The organism is Pseudomonas sp. B21-036, assembly GCF_024748925.1.
Lineage (GTDB): Bacteria > Pseudomonadota > Gammaproteobacteria > Pseudomonadales > Pseudomonadaceae > Aquipseudomonas > Aquipseudomonas palmensis.
Window position 1 is genome coordinate 4,515,916 of the sequence record NZ_CP087178.1, and the last position, 17,033, is coordinate 4,532,948.

The 17,033-nt window shown below is 63.2% G+C and carries 15 protein-coding genes and 1 pseudogene; 9 read left to right on the forward strand and 7 right to left on the reverse strand.

Features of this window, described 5'->3' with window-relative positions:
• Nucleotides 1-133 precede the first annotated feature (133 nt).
• Nucleotides 134-1,480 carry an MFS transporter gene (locus LOY33_RS20405; protein WP_043860748.1) on the reverse strand — a complete coding sequence of 449 codons (1,347 nt, stop codon included), beginning with the start codon at nucleotides 1,478-1,480 and terminating at the stop codon, nucleotides 134-136.
• Nucleotides 1,481-1,764: 284 nt separating this feature from the next.
• Nucleotides 1,765-2,640, reverse strand: coding sequence for a pca regulon transcriptional regulator PcaR (pcaR, locus tag LOY33_RS20410; RefSeq protein ID WP_173925037.1), 876 nt, complete (start codon nucleotides 2,638-2,640; stop codon nucleotides 1,765-1,767).
• A 343-nt stretch (nucleotides 2,641-2,983) separates the two neighbouring features.
• Here pcaR and LOY33_RS20415 point away from each other — a divergent pair, with 343 nt between their 5' ends.
• From LOY33_RS20415 to LOY33_RS20425, 3 genes are all read left to right on the forward strand, one after another.
• Nucleotides 2,984-3,184: a hypothetical protein gene (locus LOY33_RS20415; RefSeq protein ID WP_043860747.1), complete on the forward strand. Its 201-nt coding sequence runs from the start codon at nucleotides 2,984-2,986 to the stop codon at nucleotides 3,182-3,184.
• A gap of 327 nt (nucleotides 3,185-3,511) precedes the next feature.
• Nucleotides 3,512-4,984 (forward strand): inorganic phosphate transporter, encoded by a 1,473-nt coding sequence (locus LOY33_RS20420; RefSeq protein WP_043862134.1) that lies wholly within the window; start codon nucleotides 3,512-3,514, stop codon nucleotides 4,982-4,984.
• Nucleotides 4,985-5,129: 145 nt separating this feature from the next.
• On the forward strand, nucleotides 5,130-6,317 hold the full coding sequence (locus LOY33_RS20425; RefSeq protein WP_158554919.1) for a kelch repeat-containing protein: 1,188 nt from the start codon (nucleotides 5,130-5,132) through the stop codon (nucleotides 6,315-6,317).
• Here LOY33_RS20425 and LOY33_RS20430 read toward each other — a convergent pair.
• Nucleotides 6,288-7,760, reverse strand: a complete 1,473-nt coding sequence (locus LOY33_RS20430; protein ID WP_043862132.1) for a helicase HerA-like domain-containing protein — start codon at nucleotides 7,758-7,760, stop codon at nucleotides 6,288-6,290. The two genes, LOY33_RS20425 and LOY33_RS20430, sit on opposite strands and share 30 nt — an antisense overlap.
• Before the next feature lie 169 nt (nucleotides 7,761-7,929).
• On the opposite strand from LOY33_RS20430, the pseudogene LOY33_RS26140 reads away from it, so the two are divergent.
• The 5 genes and pseudogenes from LOY33_RS26140 to LOY33_RS20450 form a co-directional block, all read left to right on the forward strand.
• A pseudogene (locus tag LOY33_RS26140) lies at nucleotides 7,930-8,946 on the forward strand (cache domain-containing protein); the annotation flags it as partial.
• Nucleotides 8,947-9,039: 93 nt separating this feature from the next.
• Nucleotides 9,040-9,804, forward strand: coding sequence for a methyl-accepting chemotaxis protein (locus LOY33_RS26145; protein WP_370409115.1), 765 nt, complete (start codon nucleotides 9,040-9,042; stop codon nucleotides 9,802-9,804).
• Nucleotides 9,805-9,939: 135 nt separating this feature from the next.
• Nucleotides 9,940-11,064, forward strand: a complete 1,125-nt coding sequence (locus LOY33_RS20440; protein WP_054914809.1) for a glycosyltransferase family 1 protein — start codon at nucleotides 9,940-9,942, stop codon at nucleotides 11,062-11,064.
• On the forward strand, nucleotides 11,057-11,830 hold the full coding sequence (locus LOY33_RS20445) for a DUF2334 domain-containing protein (RefSeq protein ID WP_088515525.1): 774 nt from the start codon (nucleotides 11,057-11,059) through the stop codon (nucleotides 11,828-11,830). The genes LOY33_RS20440 and LOY33_RS20445 overlap by 8 nt, the downstream gene beginning before the upstream one ends.
• The gene (locus LOY33_RS20450) at nucleotides 11,827-12,819 is read left to right on the forward strand and encodes a lysylphosphatidylglycerol synthase transmembrane domain-containing protein (RefSeq protein ID WP_054914811.1); all 993 of its coding nucleotides are present in this window, start codon (nucleotides 11,827-11,829) and stop codon (nucleotides 12,817-12,819) included. The genes LOY33_RS20445 and LOY33_RS20450 overlap by 4 nt, the downstream gene beginning before the upstream one ends.
• A gap of 50 nt (nucleotides 12,820-12,869) precedes the next feature.
• Here LOY33_RS20450 and purU read toward each other — a convergent pair whose 3' ends face one another.
• Nucleotides 12,870-13,718: a formyltetrahydrofolate deformylase gene (gene purU / locus LOY33_RS20455; RefSeq protein ID WP_043862127.1), complete on the reverse strand. Its 849-nt coding sequence runs from the start codon at nucleotides 13,716-13,718 to the stop codon at nucleotides 12,870-12,872.
• Nucleotides 13,719-14,018: 300 nt separating this feature from the next.
• On the opposite strand from purU, the gene mvaT reads away from it, so the two are divergent.
• Nucleotides 14,019-14,396 (forward strand): histone-like nucleoid-structuring protein MvaT, encoded by a 378-nt coding sequence (gene mvaT / locus LOY33_RS20460; RefSeq protein WP_043862126.1) that lies wholly within the window; start codon nucleotides 14,019-14,021, stop codon nucleotides 14,394-14,396.
• Nucleotides 14,397-14,468: 72 nt separating this feature from the next.
• Here the strand turns inward: mvaT and sbcB are convergent, their stop codons facing one another.
• The 3 genes from sbcB to LOY33_RS20475 form a co-directional block, all read right to left on the reverse strand.
• The gene (gene sbcB, locus LOY33_RS20465) at nucleotides 14,469-15,902 is read right to left on the reverse strand and encodes an exodeoxyribonuclease I (RefSeq protein ID WP_043862125.1); all 1,434 of its coding nucleotides are present in this window, start codon (nucleotides 15,900-15,902) and stop codon (nucleotides 14,469-14,471) included.
• Between the two features lie 38 nt (nucleotides 15,903-15,940).
• The gene (locus tag LOY33_RS20470; RefSeq protein ID WP_043862124.1) at nucleotides 15,941-16,300 is read right to left on the reverse strand and encodes a PilZ domain-containing protein; all 360 of its coding nucleotides are present in this window, start codon (nucleotides 16,298-16,300) and stop codon (nucleotides 15,941-15,943) included.
• A gap of 157 nt (nucleotides 16,301-16,457) precedes the next feature.
• Nucleotides 16,458-16,847 (reverse strand): tol-pal system YbgF family protein, encoded by a 390-nt coding sequence (locus LOY33_RS20475; RefSeq protein WP_043862123.1) that lies wholly within the window; start codon nucleotides 16,845-16,847, stop codon nucleotides 16,458-16,460.
• Between the last annotated feature and the right edge of the window lie 186 nt (nucleotides 16,848-17,033).

Here is a 17,033-nt window from a genome sequence, read left to right on the forward strand (position 1 = left end):
GTTCGATTATCGAACGTATTGTTGTTGTGCTAAGAATATGAATCAGGGTGGCTTCATTCGCCGGCAAGGCCGGCTCCTACAGGCTCACCGCAAACCTGTAGGAGCCGGCCTTGCCGGCGAAGCGTTCAGGGTGTCAGGTCGCGTCAGCGTGGCTCACCACACCCTTGATCACCACCGCCACCGTCGCGATCGCGGCCGGGATCACCAGGGCCGTCAGCACCTGTTCGAAGTTCCAGCCCAGGCCCAGCAACGTGGCGCCCATCCAGGCCCCGAGAATCGCGCCAAACCGGCCGATGCCCAGCATCCACGACACGCCGGTGGCACGGCCCTGGGTGGGGTAGAAGCGCGCCGCCAGCGACGGCATCGCCGACTGCGCCCCGTTCACGCACATGCCGGCAATCAGCACCAGGGTCGCCAGCAGCGTGATGTTGCCCAAGCTCTGCCCCACCGCGTAGGCGAACACCCCGGCCAGCAGGTAGAAGGTGCCGATCACCTTGTGCGGGTTGTAGCGGTCCATCGCCCAGCCTACCGCCACCGCACTGAGCACGCCGCCGAACTGGAACAGCGCACCGATGAACGCCGCCTGCTCCATGCTCGCGCCGCTGTCACGCATCAGCGTGGGCAGCCAGCTGGTCAGCAGGTAGACAATCACCAGGCCCATGAAATAGGTCAGCCACAACAGCAGCGTGCCGACGCTGTAGGTGCCCGAGAAGATCACCGCGAACACGTTGCGGGCCTTGACCGTCTTCTGTTCCGGCACACTGAAGCTGGCAGCCTGGTTGACGATGCCCGGCTCGATCGGCGCCAATGTGCGGCGTACCCGGTCGGTGCCTTTGTTGCGCACCACCAGGTAACGCGCCGACTCCGGCAGCCACACCATCAGTACCACCACCAGCAGCAGCGGCAGGATGCCGCCGATCAGCAGCAGGCTATGCCAGCCGAACATCGGGATCAGCTTGGCGGAAATGAACCCGCCACCGGCCATGCCCAGGTTGAAGCCGCAGAACATGCTGGTGACCAGCAACGACTTGTGCCGCTCGGGGGTGTATTCGGACAGCAGCGTGGTGGCGTTCGGCATGCCGGCGCCCAGGCCCAGGCCGGTCAGAAAGCGCAGCACCAGCAACTGGTCGACGTTGGTGGCATAGGCCGAGGCCAGGCTGAACGCGCCGAACAGCAACACCGCGCCCACCAGCACCACCTTGCGCCCGAAACGGTCGGCCAGCGGCCCCGAGCCCAGCGCACCGAACACCATGCCGATCAGCGCGGCGCTCATCACCGGGCCCAGGCTGGCGCGGTCGATGCCCCAGTCCTGGGACAGTGCCGGGGCAATGAAGCCCATCGCGGCGGTGTCCAGGCCGTCGAGGAACACGATCAGAAAGCACAGGATGACCACCCGCCATTGGTAACGCGACAACGGCTGGGCATTGATGAACGACTGCACATCCAGGCAGTTTCCAACAGCAGCTTGGGGACTATTCATTGTTTTTATCCAGAAGATGCGCGCGAGTGTGCGGGTGCGCGCGTGAACGGCACAGACGGTCGGGTACGGGTCTTTTGGAAAGGGTCAGCTACCGTGCAGCCGGCAGGCGGGCAGGTACAGGCTGAAGCAGGACAGGGTGCAGGTCATGGGGTGTTCTCTCGCTCATTATTATTGGAGGCCGTCAGGGGCCACTTGATGCGAGGGACATTAATAAGGCGCGCGACGCGGCGCAATTCGATAAACGCAAGACTGTGCGTTTATCGAACAGGAACCGCTCGACGCATTCAACTGAACAGCTGGGTACTCAGGTCGCGGCTGGCCGCCACCATGATCGGCAGAAACTTCTGCTCCAGCTCGCTGCGACTCACCCGCCCGGCGTGGGTACTGATGTTCAGCGCCGCCAGCACCTGGCCGGAGGCGTCGTACACCGGCACCGCGATCGAACGCAGGCCCTGCTCCAGCTCCTGGTCGACCACGCACCAGCCCTGCTCGCGCACCTGCTGGAGGATTTCCAGCAAGGCTGCCGGGTCGTGCACGGTACGGCTGGTCTTGGCCTGCAGGTCGGCGTGCTCCAGGTATTCGTGCAGGGTGGCGTCGTCCAGCGCCGCCAGCAGGATGCGCCCCATCGAGGTGCAGTAGGCCGGCAGGCGCCCGCCCACCGACAGGTCCACCGAAATAAGGCGCTGCACCGTCGCCGAGCGGGCGATGTAGAGAATGTCGTCACCTTCGAGGGTGGCCATGTTGCAGGCCTCGTGCAACTGGTCGCTCATGCGGTCCAGGTACGGCTGCGCCGATACCGCCAATGGCGTCGAGGACAGGTAGGCATGACCCAGGGTCAGCACCTTGGGCAGCAATGAATAGGTGCGCCCGTCGGTGGTGGCATAGCCGAGCTTGATCAGCGTGTGCAGGCAACGGCGAACCGCCGCGCGCGGGATCTCGGTGCGGTGGCTGATCTGGGCGATGGTCAGGTGCCGCTTGCGCTCCTGGAACGCCTGCACCACCGCCAGGCCCCGCGCCAGCGACGTCATGAAATCCGGGTCGCCGGTGAACGCCTGGATGCGCTTGGCCGGCGAGGCCACGATGGGCGGCGCCAACGAAGCGAAAGAGCTGCGCACGTTGTCGTTCAGGCCTGGGCCCTTGCCCCCTGTTTCTTCACTCATGACTCACCTCGGCAAACTTCACTTGGGCGATTATCGAACCATCGGCCGATAATCGCAATTGACCGATGCCTACAATTGCTTATACCTTTCGCCTGCCACATGTGGCTTCTTGGAGAGACTGGTCAGGTACCCACCGTAGAAGTCCCAGGCACGGCCTTGCCCACCAGCAAGGCCGTTTTTGCTTCTGCCGGGCTGACAGGCCCCGACAGAAGGTGTAAAACAGCCATTCAACTGCAATCACCCTCGTCTTATATAGACGCTCGACACAATGGCCTGCGCCGCTGTCGTCGGGTTAAACGTGCTTGTGTTGAGATCGGCATCAACTCCAACTTCAGGAAACACTGTGACGAAAGATGAACTGCGCGCTGAACTCGAGCGCCAGGAACAACGTTACAAGGACGTTTATGGCGGAGAAGTCACCACATACGCCGCCCAACCAGACCCCGAACGCAAACCCTGGCGCAAACGTGCCAGCCTGCTGGACCAGGCATTTGCCGTGGAACTGCAAAAGATCGAAAAGGAGCTCAGCCCACAGGAGCCCTGACCCTCGGACAAAGCGCCCGCCCCTGGGCACGGCACCGGCACGAAGACGGTGCCTTGGGCGACCCTTGCGGCGTCGAAGATGAAACCGTTACGTAATCTCACAAATTTAATACGGTCGTTTGAATTATTCAGCCGTGGAAAACATCGGTTTTTTCTTGACCGTTCGCGTTATTTTTTCTGATTTTTGCCGATCTTTCTCGATTACCCTCCCCTCCTGCAGTGCCCTGCCCCCCCGCAAAAGCGCCCCGACCGGTCAGCACCTAGTGCATCGATTACCCAGGATTTCTGGCATAATCGCGCCCCCTTATGACCGGGTCAGAATTCCTTCATGATCGATTTATTCAGCGGACTTGATGCCTGGGTACTGGTGAGCCTGTTGCTCGCCTTGACCTTCGTGCTCGCCTTCGAGTTCATCAATGGCTTTCATGACACCGCCAATGCGGTAGCGACTGTCATCTATACCAAAGCCATGCCGCCGCACCTGGCCGTGTTCTTTTCCGGCGTGTTCAATTTCCTTGGCGTCCTGCTGGGCGGAGTCGGGGTGGCGTATGCCATCGTGCACCTGCTGCCGGTTGAGCTGCTGATCAATGTGAACACCGGGCATGGCCTGGCCATGGTCTTCTCGCTGCTGGCCGCGGCCATCGCGTGGAACCTGGGTACCTGGTACTTCGGCATCCCGGCGTCCAGCTCGCACACCCTGATCGGCTCGATCCTGGGCGTGGGCCTGGCCAACGCGCTGCTCAACGACATTCCACTGGGTGACGGGGTCAACTGGCAGAAGGCAATCGACATCGGCATGTCGCTGGTGCTCTCGCCCATGGCCGGCTTTGCCGTGGCCGCGCTGGTGCTGATCGGCCTGAAGTGGTGGCGTCCGCTGTCGAAGATGCACAAGACGCCTGAACAGCGCCGCAAGCTCGACGACAAGAAGCACCCGCCGTTCTGGAACCGCCTGGTACTGGTCATTTCGGCCATGGCCGTCAGCTTCGTGCACGGTTCCAACGATGGTCAGAAAGGTATCGGCCTGATCATGCTGGTGCTGATCGGCATCGTGCCGGCGCAGTTCGTGCTGGACCTGAACAGCACCACCTACCAGATCGAGCGTACCCGTGACGCGACCCTGCACCTGAGCCAGTTCTACCAGCGCAACAGCGAAACCCTGGGCGAATTCCTGGCACTGGGCAAGGCCAAGGCCGGTGACCTGCCGGAGCAGTTCAGCTGCAATCCGCAACAGACCGAGCCGACCATCACCGCGCTGCAGCAGTCGCTCAACGGCGTGGCGGACTACCATTCGCTGACTGCCGAGAAGCGCGTGGAAGTGCGGCGTTACCTGCTGTGCCTGGATGACACGGCGAAAAAGGTCAGCAAGTTGCCAGGCCTGGAAGCACGTGAAAAGGCCGACCTGGACAAACTGCGTCGTGACCTGACCGCGACCACCGAGTACGCGCCGTTCTGGGTGATCCTGGCGGTGGCCCTGGCCCTGGGCCTGGGGACCATGGTGGGCTGGAAGCGTGTGGTACTGACCATTGGCGAGAAGATCGGCAAGCAGGGCATGACCTATGCCCAGGGCATGTCGGCGCAGATCACCGCAGCCTGCGCGATTGGCGCGGCCAACATCTTCAGCCTGCCGGTGTCGACCACCCACGTGCTGTCGTCGGGTGTGGCCGGGACCATGGTGGCGAACAAGAGCGGCCTGCAAGGCGGCACCGTGCGCACCATTCTGCTGGCCTGGGTGCTGACCCTGCCGGCGACCATCGCCTTGTCGGCGGGGTTGTTCTGGTTGGCGTCCAAAGCCATCGGTTGAAATAACGCTGTACCGCAGAAGGGTCAGCCATTCATTTGGCTGGCCCTTTTTTCATGGCCCTGCGCAAACGCACTGTCATTTATGTCAGTAGACGATGGGCCACCTGCAGCGCACCCTCCTTTTCATGCCGACAAGGAGAATGCACATGTCGAAGGACGGCCATATCCACGCTTGCGCTGGCGCCATGCACATCGCCCGGGCCCTGCACAGCGCCATGCGTTTGCCCAATGGCGATGTGCTGGTTGCCGGCGGCATCACCAATGGCGGGCTTGCCACCGACAGCGTGGAACGCTTCAGCTTTGACCAGCGCGAATGGAAGCAACAACCCCCCAAGCAGAAGGCGGCATTCTCGCAACTCACGGTCATTCTCGACGACGGGTCCTTTCTGCTGGTGGGCGGCTCGCAAACCGGGGAAGCCAGCGGCCACGTCGAGCGCTTCGAGCCCATCCGCTCATGCTGGACAACGCTGCGCAGCCTCCAGGTTGCCCGCTTCAGCCACACCGCTACGTCATTGTGGGGCGGCACGAACAAGGTGCTTGTCATCGGCGGCAACCACCTCAAGGGCGACACCGGGAAAGTGCTCGACATCGTCGAGCTGTACGACGTCGCCAGCGACGAGTGGCATCAGCTCGGTGAGCGCAGTCAGGCACGCATGAACCACAGCGCCACGTTGCTCGATTCCGGCAAGGTGCTGATTATCGGCGGCTATGCCCCCGACCAGGCACTGGCCCACTGCGAACTCTTCGACCCGCAGACCGGGCGGTTCGAGCCGACCACGCCACTGCCTGCCCCCCGCATGCAACATACGGCCACGCTGCTGAACAATGGCCAGGTGATGGTGGCGGGCGGCACCTGCATGCCGTTTGGTGAAAGTGCACTGGAATCGTTTTTGTACGATCCGCTAACCAATACCTGGCGAAGTGGCCCGCCCATGCAGCGTGGACACCAGGGGCATACCGCCACGCTGCTGCCCGATGGTCGGCTGCTGCTGGCCGGCCATACCAGACTGCCCTACCGCCCCAGCACCGAGCTGTACGACCCTCGCCAGGATGCATGGGTGCTGGGCAGCGAGCTGAACGAACCGCGTTTCTCCCACAGCGCCACGTTGCTGCCCGACGGTCAGGGCGTGCTGCTGTGCGCAGGCCAACTGCTCACAGCCGACACGGCCTATACACGAAGCTGCGAGCACTGCTGCGGCCCCTTGGCACAACCTGCCGAGCCTGCGCAGGGCACCGGCTCGATGCCTTCGGGCCCGCTTGAGAACTTGCCGGCGAACCGGCAACTTCAGTGCCTCGACGCCTTGTCAGCGGCGCTTGCTGCCCCCCAGCAGTGAGCCCATCAAGCCCCGCACCAGTTGCCGTCCGAACTGATTGGCCGCCTGGCGCACCGCCGACTTGATCGCCTGCCCCGCCGCGCTCTGCAAGAACTCCCCGGCCTTGTCGGCCAGGCTTTCCTCGGCCGGCGCCTGCTGCGCCGATGGCACCTGCCCCTTGCGCGCCATCAATATCTCGTACGCCGACTCCCGATCGATCGGCTTGTCATAGCGCCCCTGCAACGGCGACGCCGCAATCAGCGCCGCCCGCTCGGCCTCGCTCAACGGCCCGATGCGCGATTGCGGCGGCGCGATCAGTACCCGCTCGACCATGCCCGGCGTGCCCTTGTCCTGCAGGGTGCCCACCAACGCCTCGCCAATGCCAAGCTCGGTCAGCACCGCCAGGGTGTCGAACGCCGGGTTCGGCCGAAACCCATCGGCCACCGCCCGCAGCGACTTCTGCTCCTTGGCCGTGAACGCACGCAAGCCATGCTGGATACGCAGGCCGAGCTGGGCGAGCACATCGTCCGGCAGGTCGCCCGGCGACTGAGTCACGAAATACACCCCCACCCCCTTGGAACGAATCAACCGCACCACCTGTTCCAGACGATCCTGCAAGGCCTTGGGCGTGCCGCTGAACAACAGGTGCGCCTCATCGAAAAACAGCGCCAGCAGAGGCTTGTCCGCATCGCCACGCTCGGGCAACTGCTCGAACAGCTCCGCCAGCAACCACAGCAGGAAGGTCGCATACACCTTCGGCGCCTCGTGCACCAGGCGGCTGGCATCGAGCAGGTGGATGCGCCCGCGCCCGTCGGCAGCAGGCTGCAGCAGGTCTGGCAACTGCAACGCCGGCTCACCGAACAGAGCCTCGGCCCCTTGCTGCTCCAGGGTCGCCAGGCGCCGCAACAGGGCCTGGCTGGAACCGCTGGTCATCAGCGCACTGTCTTCGCCGAGCACCTGCGGGTTGTCCTTGAGGTGGCCGAGCAGCGCCTTGAGGTCCTTGATGTCCAGCAGCAACAGGCCCTCGCGATCGGCCACCTTGAACGCCGCATACAGCGCCGCCTGCTGGCTGTCGTTGAGTTCGAGCAGGTTGCCCAGCAGCAACGGGCCCATTTCGCTCAAGGTCGTGCGCAACGGGTGCCCGGACTTGCCGTGCACATCCCACAGGGTCACCGGATACGCCTGCGGCCGATGCTCGAGCCAGGGCATGCCGGCAATCCGCTCGGCCACCTTGCCCTGCGGGTTGCCCACCGCCCCCAGGCCGCACAGGTCGCCTTTGACGTCGGCAGCGAACACCGCCACGCCGGCATCGCTGAAGGCCTCGGCCAGGTGCTGCAAGGTCACGGTCTTGCCGGTGCCGGTGGCCCCGGCAACCAGTCCGTGACGGTTGGCCAGGCGCATGGCCTGGCACACCGGCTGCCCCGCCAGGTCCGCACCGAGAATGAACTGCGAAGAGTCAGGCATGTTTTTTCACCCTCTGTTCAAGCTTTAGTAGTACTCGGCCGATACCAAGTGTTGATGTTTCACCCAGAAAGTCAGGAAAAGCCCGACAAGGACATGGGAACTGCACTGCTTTCAAGATGCCTTTGTGCGAATGACCCGGATATAAAGACCTTAGCGGACCCAATACGCCATGAATAAAAGCTTCCGTTTCAGCCATAAGATCTTGCTGGCTGCTTCCCTGATCGTCCTTGTGGCCTTCACCCTCTTTACTCTCTACAACGATTACCTGCAGCGTAATGCGATTCACGAAGATCTGGAAAACTATGTCGGCGAAATGGGCGATGCCGCCTCGACCAACATCAAGAACCTCTTCGAAGGACGCCTGCTGCTGGTAGAGAACCTGGCACAGAACATCGCGGCAGCTCCCGGCAACCTCGATTCGCTGCTGGACCAGAAGGTGCTGGCGTCGAGCTTCATCACGGTGTACATGGGCAAGACCGACGGCGGCTTCACCGTGCGCCCGGTGATCCAGATGCCTGACGGCTACGATCCGCGCATCCGCGACTGGTACAAGGACAGCATGGCGGCCAACGGCCCGACCCTGACCGAACCCTACCTGGACATCAGTACCGGCAAGATGGTGATCGGCATGAACGCCACAGTGTCGCGCGAACTGGGCGTGGTCGGTGGCGACATGGAGCTGGACGCCCTGGTCAAGATCATCAACTCCCTGAATTTCGGCGGCATGGGCTACGCGTTCCTGGTGAACGACCAAGGCAAGATCCTGGTGCACCCAGACAAGGACCTGGTGATGAAGTCGCTGTCGGACCTGTACCCGAACAACACCCCGCGCCTGACCAAGGAACTGACCGAGGTCGAGAACAACGGCCAGACCCGTATCCTCAGTTTCGCACCGGTCAAAGGCCTGCCATCGGCCAACTGGCACATCGGTCTCTCGATCGATAAAGAAAAAGCCTACGCGATGCTGAGCAAGTTCCGCACCTCGGCGGTGATCGTCACCGTGATTGCGGTGGCCATCATCATCGCCCTGCTCGGCATGCTCATCCGCGTGCTGCTGCAACCGCTGCACATCATGACCCGCGCCATGGAAGACATCGCCCAGGGCGAAGGCGACCTGACCAAGCGTCTGAGCATCCACAGCAACGACGAATTCGGCACCCTGGGCCGCGCCTTCAACCACTTCGTCGAGCGTATCCACAGCTCGATCCGCGAAGTGTCCTCGGCCACCCAGCAGGTCAACGAAGTGGCACTGCGCGTGGTCAGCGCCTCCAACTCCTCGATGGTCAACTCCGACGAGCAGGCCAACCGCACCAACAGCGTGGCCGCCGCGATCAACGAGCTGGGCGCCGCTGCCCAGGAAATCGCCCATAACGCCGCGCAAGCCTCGCAGCAGGCCAGCTCTGCACGCCACCTGGCCGAAGAGGGCCAGCAGGTGGTAGACCGCAGCATCCAGGCGATGAACCGTCTGTCGGACCTTATCTCCACCTCCAGCTCGCACATCGAGACGCTCAACAGCAAGACCGTGAACATCGGTCAGATCCTCGAAGTGATCACCAGCATCTCGCAACAGACCAACCTGCTGGCCCTCAACGCGGCCATCGAGGCGGCCCGTGCCGGTGAAGCCGGGCGCGGGTTTGCCGTGGTGGCCGATGAAGTGCGCAACCTGGCCCACCGTACCCAGGAGTCGGCACAACAGGTGCAGAGCATGATCGAAGAGCTGCAGGTCGGCGCCCGCGAGTCGGTCGACACCATGAGCCAGAGCCAGCGCCACAGCCAGGACAGCGTCTCGATCGCCAACCAGGCCGGCGAACGCCTGGGCAGCGTCACCCTGCGTATCGGCGAGATCGACGGCATGAACCAGTCGGTGGCCACCGCCACCGAAGAGCAGACCTCGGTGGTCGAGTCGATCAACATGGACATCAACGAAATCAACATGCTCAACCAGGAAGGCGTGGAGAACCTGCAGGCCACCCTGCGTGCCTGTTCCGACCTGGAACAGCAGGCCGGCCGCCTCAAGCACCTGGTCGGTACCTTCCGCATCTGACCGCGCGCGCCCGGCGGCTTGCTCGCCGGGCGCGCAACATGATCGAACAAACTATCCTTCACTGAGGTCCACCCTAGGGCGCGTCATCCACCGCATATCCATGCGCGATGACAACCTGAAGACGGTCTCGGAGGGATGCTGATCGTGCACATCGCTGACATCACCATGTTCTACGCCCCCGCCAGTGGCGGTGTGCGTACCTATCTTGATGCCAAACACCGCCGCCTGGGCCTGAACCCCGGCGTTCGCCACAGCCTGCTGATCCCCGGCGCCAGCGCCAGCCATGCCAATGGCATCTATCAGGTGCCTGCCCCCGCCCTGCCCTTCGGCAATGGCTACCGCTTCCCGCTGCGTCTGGCGCCCTGGCGCAACGTGCTGCATGACCTGCAACCGGACCTGATCGAAGTGGGCGACCCCTACCTCACCGCCTGGGCCGCGCTCGATGCACGGCGCCAGCTCGATGTGCCGGTGATCGGGTTCTATCATTCCGACCTGCCGCTGCTGGTCGGCAACCGCATGGGCCACTGGTTCACGCCCAATGTCGAAGCCTATGTCAGCAAGCTGTACGGCAACTTCGACCGGGTGCTGGCGCCCAGCCAGGTGATGGCCGACAAGCTGCGCGGGCTGGGCATCGGCAATGTGCATGTACAGCGCCTCGGGGTGGACCTGCAGACCTTCCACCCCGATCATCGCGACCCCGGCCTGCGCGCCGAACTGGGGCTGGCCGACACCACGCGCCTGCTGGTGTTCGCCGGGCGCGGCTCCCGGGAGAAGAACCTGCCCGTGCTGCTGGACTGCATGAAACGCCTGGGCAAGCACTACCACCTGCTGCTGGTGGGTTCGCACATGCCCAGCAACGTGCCGGCCAACGTCACCATCATCAACCACTTCTGCCCGGCCACCCAGGTCGCCCGCCTTTTGGCCAGTGCCGATGCGCTGCTGCACGCCGGCGACCAGGAGACCTTCGGGCTGGTGATACTCGAGGCCATGGCCAGCGGCATCCCGGTGGTGGCGGTAGCGGCCGGGGCCTTTACCGAAATCGTCGAACCGGGCTACGGCCGGCTGTGCACGCCCAACGACGGCCAGGCGATGGCCGCCGCCGTGCGCGAGCTGTTCGAGGCCGGCGCACCGCAACTGGGGCAGCAGGCACGCCGGCATGCCGAACAGCACTACGCCTGGGACACGGTGGTCGGCGGCCTGCTCGAACACTATCGGGCCGTGCTGGGTCATCACGAGCAACCGGTGCGCGCCCATGCCTGAACAGCCTGACCTGCACAACCAGCGCCCCAGCGTGCTGCTGGTGCTGCACGACGTGGCCCCGGAAACCTGGCCCGACTACCAGCCCTTCGTCGAAGCCGTGGACGCCCTGGGCGACATCCCCATGACCCTGCTGGTGGTACCCGACTTCCACCGGCGCAACCCTGTGCAGCAGGCCCCGGCCTTTCGCCAGGTGCTGGAGCGGCGACTGAGCCGGGGCGACGAACTGGCCCTGCATGGCTACTACCATGCCGACGACGGCCCGCCGCCACGTTCGCCGCGCGAGTACTTCATGCGCCGCATCTATACCTGGGAGGGTGAGTTCTACGCCCTGGGCCAGGCCCAGGCGCTGCATCGCCTGAATGCCGGGATCGAGCTGTTCCAGGCCTGCGATTGGCCGCTGACCGGCTTCGTTGCCCCGGCCTGGCTGATGAGCGAAGGCACTCGCCAGGCCCTGCGCGAAACCCCGCTGCACTACACCAGCGACCCGCAGCACCTGTTCCGCCTGCCCGATTTCAGCCGCATCGACGCCCCGGGGCTGGTGTGGAGCGCCCGCAGTGCCTGGCGCCGCGGGCTGTCGAAAGTGCTCAGCGAGGCGCGCCGGGCACGCCTGCAGCAGGCGGCCACGATCCGCCTCGGGCTGCACCCGGTGGACATGCGCCATGCCTACTCGCGCCGCTACTGGCTCGACACCCTGCAGCAACTGCTGCAGCAGGGCCGTACCCCCATGACCAAGATGGCCTGGCTGGCCAGCAGGCCCGGCGCATGACTCGCCTGGGCTGGCTCACGCTGGCCCTGCTGCTGGCGCTGCTGGTACCGACGCTGCTGGGCGGCAGCGACCTGCTGCCGCGCCTGCAGCGGTTCCCGCTGGCGCTGCTGATGGGGTTGTTCGGCATGATCGTGCTGTGCTGGTGCATCAACGCCCTGCGCCTGCGTCTGCTGCTCGGCACCCAGGGGGCGGCGCTGGGGCGGGTGCGCAGCCTGGGGGTGATCATGGCCACCGAGTTCGCCATCTGCTCCACCCCCGGCGGCAGCGGCGGGCCACTGGCGCTGGTGGCCCTGCTGGCCAGGCACCGGGTGCGCCCGGCCCAGAGCAGCGCGGTGTTCGCCATGGACCAGCTCAATGACCTGGTGTTCTTCCTGTGCGCGATGTTCGGGATTGTCATCTACATGCTGTTCCACCGCTTCAGCGCAAGCATGCAAGGCATGCTGCTGGCCAGTGCGCTGATGATGTTCGCCGCCCTGCTGGCGGGGCTGGCGATACTGCGCTGGCGCCGCGGGTTGATGCGTGCGATGGGCCGGCTGCTGCGGCGGTTGAAGGTGCGTGACGCCACCTGCCGACGCTGGGCGCGCAAGGTGCTGCACTTCTTTCGCGCGTTTGCCGCCACCTGGCGCCTGCCCAAGCGGGTACTGGCGCTGGTGTTCGGGCTCACCTGCCTGCACTGGGCGCTGCGCTACAGCGTGCTGTACCTGGTGTTGCGCGGGCTGGGGGCAGACCTGCAGTGGGTGTCGAGCTTTCTGGTGCAGATGCTCGCCCTGAGTGCCGGCCAGTTCAGCCTGTTGCCCGGCGGGGCTGGCGCGGCGGAGTTGACCTCGGCGACGCTGCTGACGCCCATGGTGGGCAAGTCGACCGCGGCTGCGGCGATTCTGATATGGCGGGTGGTGACGTATTACTTCTATCTGGTGGTGGGCGGCCCGGTGTTCGTCTGCCTGCTGGGCAAGCCGCTGCTGGAGCGGTTGCGCCTGGCACGGCGGTAGACACGCGTTGTGCCCTTCGCCAGCAAGGCTGGCGAGGGGCCGGTGCGGTCCTAGAACACCACCGTCTTGTTGCCGTGCACCAGCACGCGGTCTTCCAGGTGATAGCGCAGGCCGCGGGCCAGCACCATCTTCTCGACGTCGCGACCGAAACGCACCATGTCCTCGATGCTGTCGCTGTGGCTCACACGCACCACGTCCTGCTCGATGATCGGGCCGGCATCCAGCTCTTCGGTCACGTAGTGGCAGGTGGCGCCGATCAGCTTCACGCCACGCATCGACGCCTGGTGATACGGCTTGGCCCCCACGAACGACGGCAGGAAGCTGTGGTGAATGTTGATCACCTGCTGGGCGTATTCCTGGCACAGCTGTGGCGGCAGGATCTGCATGTAGCGCGCCAGCACCACCACGTCGGCGGCATGCTCCTTGACCAGGCGCGACACCTCGGCAAATGCCGGCTGCTTGTTCTGCGGGTCGACCGGTACGTGGTAGAACGGAATGCCGTGCCACTCGACCATGCTGCGCAGGTCATTGTGGTTGGAGATCACGCACGGGATATCGCAGTCCAGCTCGTTGCTGTGCCAGCGGTGCAGCAGGTCGGCCAGGCAATGGGACTCGCGGCTGGCCATCAGCACCACGCGTTTCTTCTGGTCGGTGTCGGTAATGCGCCACACCATCGAAAACTCTTCGGCAATCGGCGCGAACGCTTCGCGCAGCGCCTCGATGCCGAAAGGCAGGGTATCGGCACGGATTTCGTGACGCATGAAGAACCAGCCGCTCAGGTCATCGGAATGATGGCTCGCTTCGGTGATCCAGCCGTTATGGGACGCCAGAAAATTACTGACTTTGGCGACGATGCCGACACGGTCGGGGCAAGCGATCACCAGCCGATAGGTGCGCATGAGAGGGGCTCCAGAGTTCGCAAAGGCGCGTATTCTAACGACTGCCCGGAAAAACTGCAGTAGTGATTGCATACCGTGTATCACAACCTCACACCGCAGCCAGCCTGGGCTTGCACCTCGTCAAGGGCACATTAAAGTTATTTAACAATTGAAGCGGATAATTGGGAGTATCTCGTCACAATACCCTTTCAATTATGAAGGTATTCCGCAATGACGGCGGTTTAATGTTTACTTGTATTAAGTGTCTGACTATTATTGCTGCACCGCTGTCCTGCGTCCCTTCCCTCCAAGGAATACCTCATGTCCCTGATCAACGAATACCGCGCTACCGAAGAAGCCATCAAAGAACTGCAAGCCCGCCTGAAGAACCTGTCCGAAGACAACAAGCTGAAAACCGAGCTGGAGTTTGAAGCCAAACTGCGCGAGCTGATGGGCGAGTACTCCAAGTCGCTGCGCGACATTATTGCTCTGCTGGACCCTGAGGCCAAACTGAACAAGGCCCCTCGCGGCCCGGTTAAAACCACCGGCACCAAGCGTGCACGCAAGGTCAAGCAATACAAGAACCCGCACAATGGCGAAGTCATCGAAACCAAAGGTGGCAACCACAAGACACTCAAAGAGTGGAAAGCCAAGTGGGGTGGTGACGTAGTAGAAGGCTGGGCGACCCTGCTCGGTTAATCGCTGGACACTGTAACCCGGTTACAGGTCAGCCCAAAACGCCAGCATGCTGGCGTTTTTTATTGCCTGCAATTACTGCAGGGCAAACCGTTCGCGCAAGTTCATGGCATGGGCTCGCCATTGCGCCAGCAACTCGCGCTGCGTGGCATCGGCATCCAGCCAGGCGCTCTGCAATGCCTGCTCGAAGCCTTCAAGGGTATTCGGAGCGCCCATTGCCGGGTCGCTCAGGCGCTGCTGGCAGAACCCGAGCCAACGCTGGCGCTCCTGTGCATCCAAGGTCTGCGGAAAATTGCGCGCACGGTAGCGAAACAGCAACTCCGGCAATCGTGCATCGTCGAACATCCACTGACCCGTGGCTAATTGCTCGGGCTCCACGGTTCTTACTTGTTCACACAGGCGTCGGTCGCGATCACCGATAAATCCGTCATACAGCTGTTGCTCGGGGTCTTCGCTCGGGGCGAATTCCTGACTGTCATAAATAGCGCTCAACTTGTTCTGCCACACGGCCTGGGCGGCACTCAACTGCTCGGCACGCTGTTGATACAACGTCATATCCAGGCCAAGGCGTTGCTGATCTTCACCGCGCAATACACTCAAGGGCGCGACCACCGGGCAGCGATTGATCTGAATTAATTTCAACGGTACCGGCAATTGTCCCTCGGACATTTCCTCGCGTCGGGTGTACAGACGCTGACGCAACACTTCGGCATCTTCCGTCAGCAATGGGGCGATATCCTGATGCAAGTCGCACACAATCAGCGCATTGCGATTGCGTGGATGCCAGGCCAGGGGCAGCACCACGCCAAGATAATTACGTGCCGCAGAAAAGCGTCCGGAAATATGCACAAGCGGTTGCAACAAACGCACTTGATCGAGGACTTTCTGCTTGCTGCGCAACTGGAACAACCATGCATACAGCCTGGGTTGCTTCTCGCGAATCAAGCGCGCCATTGCCAACGTGGCACGCACATCCGCAAGCGCCTCGTGCGCCTGCCCGTGATCGATGCCATTGGCCGCCGTCAGCAACTCCAGCTTCAGGCTCACCTGGCCGTCGCGCTGCGGCCACTGGATGCCATCGGGGCGCAGGGCGTAGGCAGTGCGCACCACATCGATAAGGTCCCAGCGGCTGTTGCCGCCCTGCCACTCGCGGGCATAGGGGTCGAAAAAGTTGCGATACAGGCTGTAACGCGTCACTTCGTCGTCGAAACGCAGCGAGTTGTAGCCGGCCCCGCAGGTACCCGGGCGCGCCAGCTCGGCGTGCACCCGGGTCATGAACTCGGCTTCGCACAGGCCCTGGGTGGCCAGCTGCGCCGGGGTAATGCCGGTTATCAGGCACGCCGCAGGGTGCGGCAGAATATCGTCGGCGGGTTGGCAGAAGAGGTTGACCGGCGGCTCGATCTCGTTGAGGTCCAGATCGGTGCGCACCCCTGCCACCTGCAGGGGCCGGTCGCTGCGCGGGTTGATACCGGTGGTTTCATAGTCGTGCCAGAAAATGCTGGAGCTCACGGCGTCGTCCTGAACAGAAAATCTGCCGGGAGTCTACCTCAGGCCGACGCACTCAACGGGTGGAAGCTGAAATAGTTGCGCAGCGACGACACCAGCTCGTCGTATTCGCGAGGGGCCTGCAGCAGCATGAAGCCGGAATCGTAGTGCCCCGGGTTCTCGTCTTCGTGGCACCACAGGCAGCTGGCGGTGAGGTTGATCACGTGCAGCGCACCGGCGCGCCCGGGCACCTTGAGCTGCAGTTCGAAATCGGGGCCCACCAGCAGTGGCAGGTCGCTGATCAGCATCAGGCCGTCTTCGGACACATTGCCCAGATAACCGATGGGCAACCCGGTAAACCGGTTGAAGACCTTGAGGTAATACGGGAGCAGGTGACGCTCGATTCGACGTTCGGTAAACATGATAGGAGTCGCTGTCGAAGACCCTTGAGCAGGGTCGCGCTGGATCGTTCTGGTGTACCGCATGTACCTCACAAGCCTAGCGCAACCTGACTGCCCCGTCACATTCGGACCCGCGCACTTTAGTATTAACGTCAGTATCGACGTCGTTGCGCGGCCATCAACGCCAGGGTGTGCTGCTGGCCGGACGGGCGATGGCCGGCTCGCCATTGGGGCGATAGTGGCCAAGCTGCTCGAGGGTCTGCAGGCGGGCGCGGGCACGGTAGGCGTACTCGTTGCGCGGGTACTGGGTGATGATGTACTGGTAGGTCTGCGCCGCATCCACATAGAGCTTCTGGCGCTCCAGGCACTGACCGCGCAGCATCGACGCCTCGGGGTGGATGAACGGGCGCGCACGGCTGGTGCGGTCGACCTGCGACAGCTCGAGCATGACCTGCTCGCAGTTGCCGCGATCATAGGCGCGGTAGGCATTGTTCAGGTGATGGTCCATCGACCAGCGGGTGCAACCGACGACACTGGTCGCCAGGGCTAAAACGATCAAGGCTCGCATGGGGGGTCTCCTCTACTGAGCAGTGTATCGGCGCTTTCCTTGAAAGCTATAGGAGGAACAGCGGCAAGCGGACTGCATTGCGCTTGCCGCTTGCCACTCGTTCAACCGCCCCTCCTCCTCCCACCAAGGTAGTGCAAAGGAACAATGACTACAGCGATTTTCCGGAGTAGCCTTTCGCTGCGCTTC